We start from the raw sequence: 12,328 nt of genomic DNA, 5'->3' as shown, positions 1-12,328 counted from the left end.
ATGGTCTTAGCGTTGGTTTTTTTTGATTAGATCACAGCGAGCGCGCTGTGATCGAGTTGCGCAAGCAGTGCTTTGGCCTGTTCAACGACATCGGCGTCATTGGGCCGGAAATGAATTGGCAGTGCATCCGGCAGGCGGACGAAATGCTGATGGCTGCTGCGCGTGTAGGCCGGATCGTAGTGCCGTTCGATCAGTTCTCGCGCGAGTTCAGCACGGCTATTTTCATCGACGAGTTTTTGCCAGCCCATGACACGTTCGCGGCTATGCAAGCCGATCATCTTCTGCAGTTGCGCTTTCAATGATTCGGGGTCGTCGAACAGATGCGCATAGTCGTGCAGCAGGAACGCCGCGCGGTCTTCGTGGCTCGACAGCACGTCGACGCAGGCGGCCTGGTGAAACGTATCGAGAAGCGCGAGCGGCAGCGTGATTGCACCGATCCGCCGGCTCTCCGCTTCGACGAAAACCGGCCGCAGGGGATCGAAACTGCGCAGGGCGCACACCAGCAACGTGTCGAAGCGCTTCTGCGACGGCTGGGCGACACCCGCCCACGCGCCCAGCAGCGAGCCGCGATGCGCCGCCAATGCTTCGAGGTCCAGCGTCTGCGCGCCCGCCTGATGCAGCGCTTCGAGCAGACGCGTCTTGCCGCTGCCCGTCGGGCCGACCAGTGCGATATACCTGAACTGTTTCGGCAATGCGTCGAGCGTGTCCAGTGTCGCGCGCCGGTAGGCCTTATAACCGCCGTCCAGTTGGCGAGCCGGCCAGCCGATCATATTGAAGAGCGTCGTGACCGAACCCGAGCGTTTTCCGCCGCGCCAGCAGTAGATCAGCGGCCGCCAGTTGCGCGGCCGGTCGGCAAACGTCGTTTCCAGATGGTGCGCGATGTTGCGCGCCACCAGCGCCGCGCCGATCCGTGTGCCTTCGAACGGCGAAACCTGCTTGTAGGTCGTGCCGACCAGCACACGCTCTTCGTTGCTCAGCACAGGCGCATTCAGCGCGCCGGGAATGTGATCTTCGGCGAATTCGAGAGGCGTGCGCACGTCGATGATTTCATCGAAATCACCGGCTTGATCGAGGCTGACGAGTAGGTTTTTCAAGGGGTTACGGGCGAAACAGACCGGCTGGAGAAGCGAAATTATCGCATGCGCCGTGAATGCGGGCTGGCGGGCCGCCCAGCCGGGCCTTCGGGCGCTCAGGTTCAGCTCGTCCGCCAGCCGGCCGGCTCCTTAGAGCACTTCGACTCGCCCTTCTCCGCTGACCATGTCGCCGATCACCCGCGCGTCGGCGAAACCGTCGGCGCGGAACAGGGCGAGCACCTCGTCGACCGTGTCCCGTGCGCACGAAACCAGCAGGCCGCCGGAGGTTTGCGGATCGGTGAGCAGGGTACGGGCCGTCGACGGCAGTGAGGCCGGCAGCACGATGTCTTTACCGTAGGCGTCCCAGTTGCGTCCCGAAGCGCCGGTAAAAATCCCGGCTTCAGCGAAGTCAACCACGTCCGGCAACCAAGGCAAGTCCGCATAGCGCACACGGGCAGTCAGATTCGAACCGCGGGCCAATTCCAACGTATGGCCCAGCAAGCCAAAACCGGTGATGTCCGTGAGTGCATGCACGCCGTCGAGCGCGGATAGTGCCGCGCCCGGCCGGTTGAGTTTGGTCGTGGCCGCGATCATCGCGGCATAACCGTTTGAATCGAGCCGGTCTTTTTTCAACGCCGCCGACAGCACGCCCACGCCCAGCGGCTTGCCGAGGATCAGCACGTCGCCCGCTCGGGCACCGGCATTGCGTTTGACACGCCGCGGATCGACCACGCCGATCGCCACCAGGCCATAAATCGGTTCCACCGAGTCGATCGAATGGCCGCCGGCGAGGGGAATACCGGCTTCCGCGCAGACGGACTCGCCGCCCTTCAGCACGGCGGCGATCACGTCGTGCGGCAGCACATTGATCGGCATGCCGACGATCGCCAGCGCCATGATCGGCTTGCCGCCCATCGCGTAGACGTCCGACAGCGCATTGGTGGCGGCGATCCGGCCGAAGTCGAACGGATCGTCGACGATCGGCATGAAGAAGTCGGTGGTGGCGACGATCGCCTGCTCGTCGTTGAGCCGGTAGACGGCGGCGTCGTCGGCGGTATCGTTGCCGACCAGCAGGTCGGGAAAGAACGGCAGCGGCGCGCTGCGTTTGAGCAGGTCGGCGAGCAGGCCGGGGGCGATCTTGCAGCCGCAGCCGCCGCCGTGCGACAGGCTGGTGAGGCGGGGCGAGCTGCTGGTGGGCGTGGGCGTATCGGTCATGGGCGCGAATCTTTGGCTTCGAATGACCGCAATTATGAGGGTTGTCGCCGCGCCGTGTTTGACGCGCGCCATCGAACGGCAACAGTGCGCGCCTCGCCCGACGCTTCGTCTGCTTATTTGTTGCTTCCCGCACCCGTGCCGTAAAGGCCGTTTTCAAAGCCGCCGGCGCCCGAGGGCTTGTGTCCGTTGCCGTTAGCGTTTCCCGCCGTCTTGCCGCGCACCTTTGGCGAGCCGCTGTTTTCTTTCGCTTGCGGCTTGTTTGATTCGTGAACCGCCGAGGCGGCGGGGTCGGGCGTCGAGCCCATCGGCGATGTTCGATTTTCCTGCTGCTCCGAGCCACTGCCCTGGGTGATCTGCGCATAACCAGCCGGACTGAACGCGAGCAGCGCCACGCCGCTCAGGAGGGAAGCGGAAAGGGCCAGCCGGCTCGCGATCAGGCCGGTACGCAAAATATTCAGGCCTTCATTCGCGAAGTAAAAGGTGCGGTTTGATGAAGGCGCAACGAGTCGATCAGACATAGGAGCACAGAATTCCAGAAGTTGAAGGAGAACAGTCAGTGATCGATTCAGCATGAACAATGCCCGACTGCAAGGCGTTCTCGCGCGGGACCACGTCGGCACGGGAAAGAGCGCGTACACAGAGGGATTTCCCCGTGGCTGGCAGCCTGCGAACGTGGCTGCGTGAACACATATCGGCCTCTATAATCCTTATCAGTACCCTAATAAACGCCGAGGCCTTTTCATGCCCCACATGACCCGGCGACAGTTCCTGAAGGTATCCGCAAGCACGCTAGCTGGATCGAGTCTGGCCCTGATGGGCTTCTCGCCGGCACCCGCGTTGGCGGAGGTCCGTCAGTACAAATTGTCGCGAACCACTGAGACCCGCAACACCTGTCCGTACTGTTCGGTTGGCTGCGGCATCCTGATGTACGGACTGGGCGACAACGCCAAGAATGCAAAGTCCAGCATCATCCACATCGAAGGCGATCCCGATCATCCGGTCAATCGCGGCACGCTGTGCCCGAAGGGCGCGAGCCTGATCGACTTCATTCATAGCCCGAGCCGGCTGAAGTATCCCGAGTACCGCGCGGCCGGGTCGAATGAATGGAAACGGATTTCGTGGGAAGACGCGCTTGACCGCATCGCGAAGCTCATGAAGGACGATCGCGACGCGAACTTCGTCGAGACGACGGAAGACGGCAAGAAGGTCAACCGCTGGCTGACCACCGGCATGCTCGCAGCATCCGCCGGCAGCAATGAAGTGGGTTATTTGACGCACAAGACTGTCCGCAGTCTTGGCATGCTCGCATTCGACAATCAAGCACGTGTCTGACACGGCCCGACGGTGGCAGGTCTTGCCCCGACGTTTGGCCGTGGAGCGATGACGAACCATTGGGTCGACATCAAGAACGCGGACGTGATTCTCGTGATGGGCGGCAATGCAGCCGAGGCGCACCCGTGCGGTTTCAAGTGGGTGACCGAAGCGAAGGCGCATCGCAAGGCAAGGTTGATCGTGGTCGATCCGCGCTTCACGCGCACGGCATCGGTTGCGGACTATTACGCGCAGATTCGCACCGGCTCGGACATCGTGTTCCTGGGCGGGGTGATCAACTATCTGCTCACGCATGACAAGATCCAGCACGAGTACGTAAAGAATTACACGGACATGTCGTTTATCGTGCGCGAGGATTTCTCGTTCACGGACGGCCTGTATTCCGGCTATAACGCGGACAAGCACTCGTACGACAAAACCACGTGGGATTACGAGCGCGGCGCCGACGGCTTTGCCAAGGTCGACCCGACACTGCAGGATCCGCGTTGCGTCTATCAGCTGATGAAGCAGCACTACTCGCGCTATACGCCCGAGCAGGTCGAAAAGAGCTGCGGCACGCCGAAGGAGAAATTCCTCAAGGTGTGCGAGATGCTGGCGTCGACGGCCGTGCCCGGCCGTGCCGGCACGATCCTGTACGCGCTTGGCTGGACGCATCACTCGATCGGCGCGCAGATCATCCGCACCGGCGCGATGGTGCAATTGCTGCTGGGCAACATCGGCATCGCGGGCGGCGGCATGAACGCACTGCGCGGGCACTCGAACATTCAAGGCCTGACCGACCTCGGCCTGATGTCGAACTTGCTGCCGGGTTACATGACGTTGCCGATGGAAGCGGAACAGGATTTCGACGCGTTCATCGCGAAGCGGGCGAGCCAGCCGCTGCGGCCGAACCAGTTGAGCTACTGGCGCAATTACCGCGCGTTCCATGTCAGTTTCATGAAGTCATGGTGGGGCGATAACGCCACCGCCGAGAACAACTTCGGCTACGACTATCTGCCCAAGCTCGACAAGTCCTACGACATGCTGCAAGTCTTCGAACTGATGAATCAGGGGAAGATGAACGGCTACATCGCGCAGGGCTTCAACCCGCTCGCGGCGGCGCCGAACAAGGCCAAGATCGGTTCGAGTCTGGCCAAGCTGAAGTGGCTCGTCGTCATGGATCCGCTCGCCACGGAAACGTCGGAGTTCTGGAAGAACTACGGGGAGTTCAACGACGTCGATCCGTCGAAGATTCAAACGGAAGTTTTCCGCTTGCCCACCTCGTGCTTCGCGGAAGAACGCGGTTCGCTGGTGAGCTCGAGCCGTGTGCTGCAGTGGCACTGGCAGGGCGCCACGCCGCCGGGCGAAGCGAGAAGCGATCTGGAGATCATGTCGGGATTGTGGCTGCGCATGCGCCGCGCCTACAAGGAGCAGGGCGGCAAGTACCCCGATCCGATTCTCAACATGACCTGGCCTTACGCCGACCCGGAAAGCCCCACGCCGGAAGAACTGGCGATGGAGTTCAACGGCCGCGCGCTGGCCGACGTCACGGATCCCACCGACAAGACCAAGGTTCTCGCAAAGAAGGGCGAACAGCTGGCAAGTTTCGCCCAGTTGCGCGACGACGGCAGCACGGCGAGCGGCTGCTGGATTTTCTGCGGCGCGTGGACCCAGGCGGGCAACCAGATGGGCCGGCGCGACAACTCGGACCCGACAGGCATCGGCAATACGTTGAACTGGGCGTGGGCATGGCCCGCGAACCGGCGGATCCTGTACAACCGCGCGTCGTGCGACGTCAGCGGCAAGCCGTTCGACCCGACCCGCAAGCTGATCGCGTGGAACGGCAAGACGTGGAGCGGACCGGACATTCCCGACTTCAAGGTGGACGAACCGCCGGAAAACGGCATGAATCCGTTCATCATGAATGCGGAGGGTGTGGCGCGTTTCTTCTCGCGCGATGGTCTGGTGGAAGGACCGTTCCCCGAGCATTACGAACCGTTCGAAACACCGCTCGGCTACAACCCGCTGCATCCTGAGAACAAGGTGGCCGTCAACAATCCGGCGGCGCGCGTGTTCCCGGACGACCGGGCGGCATTCGGCACGCACGAGAATTTCCCGCATACGGCGACCACTTATCGTCTGACCGAGCATTTCCACTACTGGACCAAGCACGCGCGCCTGAATGCGATCGTGCAGCCGCAGCAGTTCGTGGAGATCGGCGAGGATCTGGCGAAGGAGGTGGGCGTGGTGGCGGGTGACCGGGTGAAGGTGTCGTCGAACCGCGGCCACATCATCGCGGTCGCGCTCGTCACCAAACGCATCAAGCCGCTAATGGTCGAGGGGAAGAAAGTTCAGACCGTTGGTTTGCCGTTGCATTGGGGTTTTAAGGGGCTCGCGAAACCGGGCTATCTCGTCAATACGCTGACGCCCTCCGTGGGCGACGGGAATTCGCAGACACCGGAATTCAAGTCGTTCCTCGTCAAGGTCGAAAAGGCATAAGGAAAAGAGATGGCACTGCAATCACTGGATATCAAACGCCTCTCGGCCACGACCTTGCCTGAACCGCAAGTGCGCGAGCCGGTGACGGGCACGGTCGCCAAGCTTATCGATGTGTCGAAATGCATCGGCTGCAAGGCGTGTCAGACCGCCTGTATGGAGTGGAACGATCTGCGCGACGAGATCGGCACGACAACCGGCATTTACGACAACCCGCGCGATCTGACGGAGCATTCGTGGACCGTCATGCGGTTTTCGGAGTACGAGAACACCGAGGGCGATCTCGAGTGGCTGATCCGCAAGGACGGCTGCATGCACTGCGAGGACCCGGGCTGTCTGAAGGCCTGTCCGTCGCCGGGTGCGATCGTGCAGTACACCAATGGCATTGTGGATTTCCACGAGGAAAACTGCATTGGCTGCGGTTACTGCGTGACCGGCTGCCCGTTCAACGTGCCGCGCATTTCGAAGAAGGACAACCGCGCCTACAAGTGCACGTTGTGTTCGGATCGCGTGGCTGTCGGCCAGGAACCGGCTTGCGTGAAGACCTGCCCGACCGGCGCGATCATGTTCGGCACCAAGGAAGACATGAAGCAGCAGGCGGCGGACCGGATCGAGGATCTGAAGGATCGCGGCTTTGAGAACGCCGGTTTGTATGATCCTGCCGGCGTGGGCGGCACGCATGTGATGTACGTGCTGCATCATGCCGACAAGCCCACGCTGTACCACGGCTTGCCGCAGAACCCGAAGATCAGCGCGATGGTGCAGCTGTGGAAGGGCCTCGCGAAGCCGCTGGCGCTGGCCGGTATTGCGTTCGCGGCCATAGCGGGTTTCTTCCACTACACGCGGGTTGGTCCGAACGAGGTGACGGAGGCGGACGAAGCCGAAGCACAGCATGAAGCCGACGAAGCACGCCGTTCGCGGGAGGTAGCCGATGAAGCACGCTGACAACCATCGGCACGTCGTGCTGAAAGATGTGAGGGGCAACAGCCTGATCGAGCGCTACACGCCGAATGAGCGGACGAATCACTGGATCACGGCGATCACGTTCGTGCTGCTGGCGCTGTCCGGACTCGCCATGTTCCATCCGGCGATGTCGTGGCTGTACGCAATCTTCGGCGGGGGGCAGTGGACGCGGATTCTGCATCCGTTTGTCGGCTGCGTGATGTTCCTGTCGTTTCTAATTCTTGCGTTGCGCTTCTGGCATCACAACCTTCTCGACCGCGCCGACATTCAGTGGATGAAGCAGATCGACGACGTGCTGAACAATCGCGAGGACAAGCTCCCCGCGATCGGGAAGTACAACGCCGGTCAAAAGCTGCTATTTTTCACTATGGTAATTTGCCTGCTTCTGTTGCTGGCGAGCGGCATTGTGATCTGGCGGCGCTATTTCTCGTTCTATTTCCCGATCGAGATCATCCGCCTCGCGGCGCTGGTTCATGCCGCGGCGGCGTTCGTGCTGATCGTCGGTATCGTCGTGCATATTTACGCGGCCTTGTGGGTCAAGGGTTCGATCGGTGCGATGACGCGGGGTACCGTGACCTACGGGTGGGCAAGAAAGCATCATCCGAACTGGTTCAAGGAAATAATCGACAAGTAGGATCGGCAAGACGCGCGGCGCGGCTTGCCGCGCACCGTACCCCGAGCCGCCGCCTTTGTTCGACGAACTGCGGCGGCTCTTCAGTTTTCAGAGGTCGATACTGTGGTTCAACGTATTCTTGAAGCCGGCGATATCGAGTCGCTCGATCACACGGCGATTCCCCGCATCCGCACGCCGGAACGGCTGGCGGTCTTCTCGGCACGTGCCGCGCGGCTGCGTCATCTGGCGGCGCTCAGCAATCCGATCGCCGGCTATTTGCGCCTGATGGCCGTGCTGGCGGACGCCCAGCAAGCCGTGATTACCGGCTTCAAGGCTCAGCCGCCGTCCGCAGAGTTGATCGCGAGCGCGCAACAGCATTCCATGCCGCTGATTCCGGCGCTCTCCGGTGTGCGCGATCCGGCGTGGCACGATGTTTTGCTGCAACTGGTCGACAAGGTGCAAGCCGCCGGCCCGCTCACGCCGCCGCTCGAAGCGCTCTTCGCCAGACTGCTGGCACTCGGTCAAGCCGCGCTCGAAGAGCAGGCCGACGCGATCTTCGCGCAGCGTTTCGACGAAGTCGATCCGGCCTGCGCGCCCTTCATCATGGCCGCGCTGCAAGTAGTCTGGACCGATCTTGCCGCCGATGTCGACAGGCGCGACGTGCCGTACCTCGAGACGCCCGGCCTGTGTCCGGTATGCGGATCGCATCCGGTAGCGAGTCTGGTGCGCGTGGGCGGCGCGTATGACAATTACCGCTACCTGCAATGCGGGTTGTGCGCCACGGAGTGGCATATGGTCCGTGCGAAATGTTCGAACTGCGATTCGACCAAAGGCATCGCCTATCATGCTGTCGGCTCACAGGGCGCGGACGAAGCCACCCGGGAAGCCGATTCCAGGAATGCTGCCTTGAAGGCGGAGTCGTGTGACGAATGCCATACTTACCGGAAGATCGGCATTCAGTCGAAGGATTACGATTTCGAGCCGTTCGCGGACGATCTCGCCAGTCTCACGCTGGATCTGCTGATGGGCGCGGAAGGCTATCGGCGCGCGTCGCCGCATCCGTGGCTGTGGCCGGAGCAGGGTAGCGCCGCGGCTGAGTCTTCCGGCGCATCGGACTGAAATGCCACTGAAACCCGACCGAAGAACGAGGATTGCCTTGTGAGCGATGTAACCGGCTCTGAATTGCGCGCGCTGATGGCGCGTGTGCCTTCGGTGGAAAAGGTGATGGCGTCGGCCGAGTTTGCGGCTTTGCTGACCGAGTTCGGCCGCACGCAGGTGTTGAATGCCTTGCGTCACGCGCTCGACACATGGCGCGCCAGTGCGCAGTCTGGCGATGCGCCGGTGAGCGCGCTCGATGTCGCGCAACTGCGGGGTTCGGTCGAGGCCGCGCTGCGCCGGCGTAACGCGGCTCGCTTGCGCAGTGTCTTCAATCTGACAGGCACCGTGCTGCATACCAACCTTGGCCGCGCTTTGCTGCCGGACGAGGCGGTACAAGCCGTGATGAAGGCGCTCACACAGCCGGCCAATCTCGAGTTCGATCTTGATACGGGCAAGCGCGGCGATCGCGACGATCTGATCGACGAACTCATCTGTGAACTGACCGGCGCCGAAGCCGCGACCGTGGTCAATAACAACGCCGCTGCTGTGTTGCTCACGTTATCCGCGCTGGCGTCGAAGAAGGAAGTGATCGTATCGCGTGGCGAGCTGGTTGAGATCGGCGGCGCGTTTCGTATTCCCGACATCATGAGCCGCGCGGGCGCGAAGCTGCGCGAAGTCGGCACCACCAATCGCACGCATCTTAAAGACTACGACGAAGCCATCGGCCCGCAAACCGCGCTTTTGATGAAAGTCCACGCGAGCAACTATGCAATCAGCGGCTTCACCAAGGAGGTCGGCGTCGATGCCATCGCGCCGCTCGCCCACGCGCGCGGTATCGCCGTTGCCGTCGATCTCGGCAGCGGCACGCTGGTCGATCTGACGCAATGGGGCTTGCCACGCGAGACGACGGTGCGCGAAATCATCGAAGCCGGCGCCGATCTTGTTACGTTCAGCGGCGACAAGTTGCTGGGCGGCCCGCAGGCCGGATTGATCGTCGGCCGGCGCGATCTGATTGCCAGGATCAAGAAGCATCCTCTCAAGCGCGCGCTGCGAGTCGGCAAGCTGACGCTCGCAGCACTGGAACCCGTGCTGCAGATGTACCGCGCGCCGGAGAAGCTCGCGGAGCGGCTGACCACATTGCGTTTGCTCACGCGGCCGAGCGACGACATCCGGCTCGCCGCGCAGCGGGTACAACCCGAATTGCAACGCGTGGCCGGCGAACGCTACGCGGTGGTGGTCGAGCCCATGTTCAGTCAAATCGGCAGTGGCGCGTTGCCTGTGGATGTGCTGCCGAGCTACGGACTCGTCGTCCGCACGGCCGATGGCAAGCGCGGCGGCCGTCAATTGCTTGCGTTCGAGAAGCGTTTGCGCGAGATGGCACGGCCGGTCATCGGCCGTATCGCGGACGACGCATTGCGTCTCGATCTGCGCTGTCTCGAAGCCGCCGATGAAGCGCAACTGATCGAGCAACTGAAGGGCGTGCACGCATGATCGTAGGTACGGCCGGTCATATCGATCATGGAAAAACGAGTCTCGTGAGAGCGCTGTCGGGCGTCGACACGGATCGTCTCAAGGAAGAGAAGGCGCGCGGCATTTCAATCGAACTGGGCTACGCGTACGTGCCGCTCGACAATGGCGACGTGCTCGGTCTGATCGACGTGCCGGGTCACGAAAAGCTCGTCCATACGATGACCGCGGGCGCAAGCGGTATCGATTTCGCCTTGCTCGTGATCGCTGCCGACGACGGTGTGATGCCGCAAACGCGGGAACATCTGGCGATTGTGGGACTGCTCGGCATCAGGTGTGGCGCGGTAGCGCTGACCAAGATAGATCGCGTTGACGCTGTGCGGCTGAAGGAAGTCCATGACGAGGTCACAGCGTTCCTGAGCGGCAGCGTGCTACAGGATGCGTCGGTGTTCGAGACTAACGCGCTGCATGACGATGACGCCGGCGTAGCCGCATTGAAGGCGCATCTTCACGCAGCGGCAGCAGAGTGGCGCATGAAGCGCGACGACGGCCTGTTCCGTCTCGCGGTCGACCGCGTCTTTACGCTCACGGGCCAGGGCACGATCGTGACGGGGACGGTGGTGTCGGGACGTGTGACCGTGGGCGACACGATGCTGCTCGCGCCAAAAAATCAGCCAGTGCGCGTGCGCAGCATTCACGCGCAGAATCGTCCGGCCGGAAGCGGTCGGGCAGGCGAACGCTGCGCGTTGAACCTTGCGGGTATCGAGAAGAGCGCAATCGACCGCGGCGACTGGATTGTCGATCCGCGCCTGTCGCAAGCTTCGGAACGCATTGACGTCATGCTCACGTTGCTTGCCGATGCTCCGTTGACGCTGGAGCATTGGGCGCCCTTGCACGTTCATCTGGGTACGCAGCATCAGGTGGCGCATGTCGCGTTGCTCGACGGCGAGCGACTTGGCGCCGGTCAGTCGGCGCGCGTGCAACTCGTATTCGAGCGGCCGGTGTGCGCGCTGCCGGGCGACCGCTTCGTGGTGCGCAATGCGCAGGCCGATCGCACGGTTGGCGGCGGTCATGTGCTTGATCCGTTTGCGCCTTCGCGCAAGCGTCGCTCGGCTGAGCGTCTGGCGTGGCTCGATGCGATCCGGACCATGCTCGATTCCGGCGAACTGAATTCGCTTCTGGCAAAGGCTCCGTTCGGCTTGTCTCGTTCGCTGCTGGAGCGGTTGACCGGCATGCCCGCGGCCATGCTCGCATTGCCGTCTGATACGCGGGTCGTGGAGCTTGTGGGCCATGATGCGTTGTTGATCGCCGATGCATCGTGGCGAGCGTTGAATACGCGGCTGACGACGACGCTGAAGCAATATCACGAGCGTTCACCGGACGAACTTGGCCCGGATGGATCGCGCTTACGGCGGATGGCGGCGCCTCTCGTCGACGATGCGTTATGGCGCGCGCTAATCGATGAAGCGGCGGCGCGCGGCGAGATTGTCAAACGCGGGCCTTGGTTGCATCTGCCGGACCACGCTGTGACGCTTGATGAAGCCGATCGCGCGCTCGCGGCGACGTTGCTGCGGGCGCTGAAAGAAGGGCGTTTCGATCCACCCTGGGTGCGTGATCTGGCAAACGCACATGGCGTGTCCGAAGATCGCGTACGGCAGTTGCTGCGCAAACTCGCGCGGCAAGGTGAGCTTTTTCAAGTCGTGCGTGACCTCTTTTATCACCATGAGGTGATCCGCGAATTGGCCTCGATTGCAAGTTCCGAAGCGCAAAAGAACGCGGGTACGGTAGCGGCGGCGCCGTTTCGCGATGTCACCGGTCTTGGTCGAAAACGCGCGATTCAGCTTTTGGAGTTCTTCGATCGTGTTGGATATACTCGCTTCCACCGTGGCCTGCATCTGATGCGTACGGATACACGGTGGCTCGATCTGCTTTGATCGAGCGTTCGAGTTGCAAGGCATCGTTTGAGTAGTTCAATCACCGTAGGAAGGCATTCGCATCCGGTGGTGCGGCTGGATTTCAAATCCAGTTGAGGGCGTCAGACGCTCTCAGGTCGGTTCGACTCCGGCTGCCTTCCGCCCGGCATGGCTTCTCG

Annotated in this window: 9 protein-coding genes and 1 tRNA gene; 7 read left to right on the top strand and 3 right to left on the bottom strand. The window is 62.2% G+C overall.

Annotated elements, in window-relative coordinates; genetic code table 11:
* Window positions 1–26: 26 nt before the first annotated feature.
* The 3 genes from mnmH to HWX91_RS14390 all read right to left on the bottom strand — a co-directional run bounded on the left by mnmH (window position 27) and on the right by HWX91_RS14390 (window position 2,860).
* Complete coding sequence (gene mnmH / locus HWX91_RS14400) at window positions 27–1,094, bottom strand: tRNA 2-selenouridine(34) synthase MnmH (RefSeq protein ID WP_028194364.1); 1,068 nt, start codon at window positions 1,092–1,094, stop codon at window positions 27–29.
* 129 nt (window positions 1,095–1,223) lie between these two features.
* Window positions 1,224–2,288: a selenide, water dikinase SelD gene (gene selD / locus HWX91_RS14395; protein WP_028194363.1), complete on the bottom strand. Its 1,065-nt coding sequence runs from the start codon at window positions 2,286–2,288 to the stop codon at window positions 1,224–1,226.
* Window positions 2,289–2,401: 113 nt separating this feature from the next.
* The gene (locus tag HWX91_RS14390; RefSeq protein WP_244144071.1) at window positions 2,402–2,860 is read right to left on the bottom strand and encodes a beta-xylosidase; all 459 of its coding nucleotides are present in this window, start codon (window positions 2,858–2,860) and stop codon (window positions 2,402–2,404) included.
* Window positions 2,861–3,029: 169 nt separating this feature from the next.
* On the opposite strand from HWX91_RS14390, the gene fdnG reads away from it, so the two are divergent.
* The 7 genes from fdnG to HWX91_RS14355 all read left to right on the top strand — a co-directional run bounded on the left by fdnG (window position 3,030) and on the right by HWX91_RS14355 (window position 12,311).
* Window positions 3,030–6,098 (top strand): formate dehydrogenase-N subunit alpha, encoded by a 3,069-nt coding sequence (gene fdnG, locus HWX91_RS14385; RefSeq protein WP_081832918.1) that lies wholly within the window; start codon window positions 3,030–3,032, stop codon window positions 6,096–6,098.
* 9 nt (window positions 6,099–6,107) lie between these two features.
* Window positions 6,108–7,040: a formate dehydrogenase subunit beta gene (gene fdxH, locus HWX91_RS14380; RefSeq protein WP_028194360.1), complete on the top strand. Its 933-nt coding sequence runs from the start codon at window positions 6,108–6,110 to the stop codon at window positions 7,038–7,040.
* Window positions 7,027–7,692, top strand: coding sequence for a formate dehydrogenase subunit gamma (locus HWX91_RS14375; protein ID WP_025647526.1), 666 nt, complete (start codon window positions 7,027–7,029; stop codon window positions 7,690–7,692). Before fdxH ends, HWX91_RS14375 begins: the two co-directional genes overlap by 14 nt.
* A gap of 102 nt (window positions 7,693–7,794) precedes the next feature.
* On the top strand, window positions 7,795–8,790 hold the full coding sequence (gene fdhE / locus HWX91_RS14370; protein WP_028194359.1) for a formate dehydrogenase accessory protein FdhE: 996 nt from the start codon (window positions 7,795–7,797) through the stop codon (window positions 8,788–8,790).
* Window positions 8,791–8,829: 39 nt separating this feature from the next.
* Window positions 8,830–10,260 carry an L-seryl-tRNA(Sec) selenium transferase gene (gene selA, locus HWX91_RS14365; protein ID WP_028194358.1) on the top strand — a complete coding sequence of 477 codons (1,431 nt, stop codon included), beginning with the start codon at window positions 8,830–8,832 and terminating at the stop codon, window positions 10,258–10,260.
* The gene (gene selB, locus HWX91_RS14360; protein ID WP_028194357.1) at window positions 10,257–12,170 is read left to right on the top strand and encodes a selenocysteine-specific translation elongation factor; all 1,914 of its coding nucleotides are present in this window, start codon (window positions 10,257–10,259) and stop codon (window positions 12,168–12,170) included. Before selA ends, selB begins: the two co-directional genes overlap by 4 nt.
* Window positions 12,171–12,218: 48 nt before the next feature.
* Window positions 12,219–12,311 (top strand) — tRNA-Sec (locus HWX91_RS14355).
* Window positions 12,312–12,328 lie beyond the last annotated feature (17 nt).

The organism is Paraburkholderia fungorum (assembly GCF_902833645.1).
Taxonomy (GTDB): Bacteria; Pseudomonadota; Gammaproteobacteria; order Burkholderiales; family Burkholderiaceae; genus Paraburkholderia; species Paraburkholderia fungorum.
The sequence above is the reverse complement of the archived record's forward strand: the minus strand, read 5'-3'. Positions and strand labels throughout refer to the sequence as shown.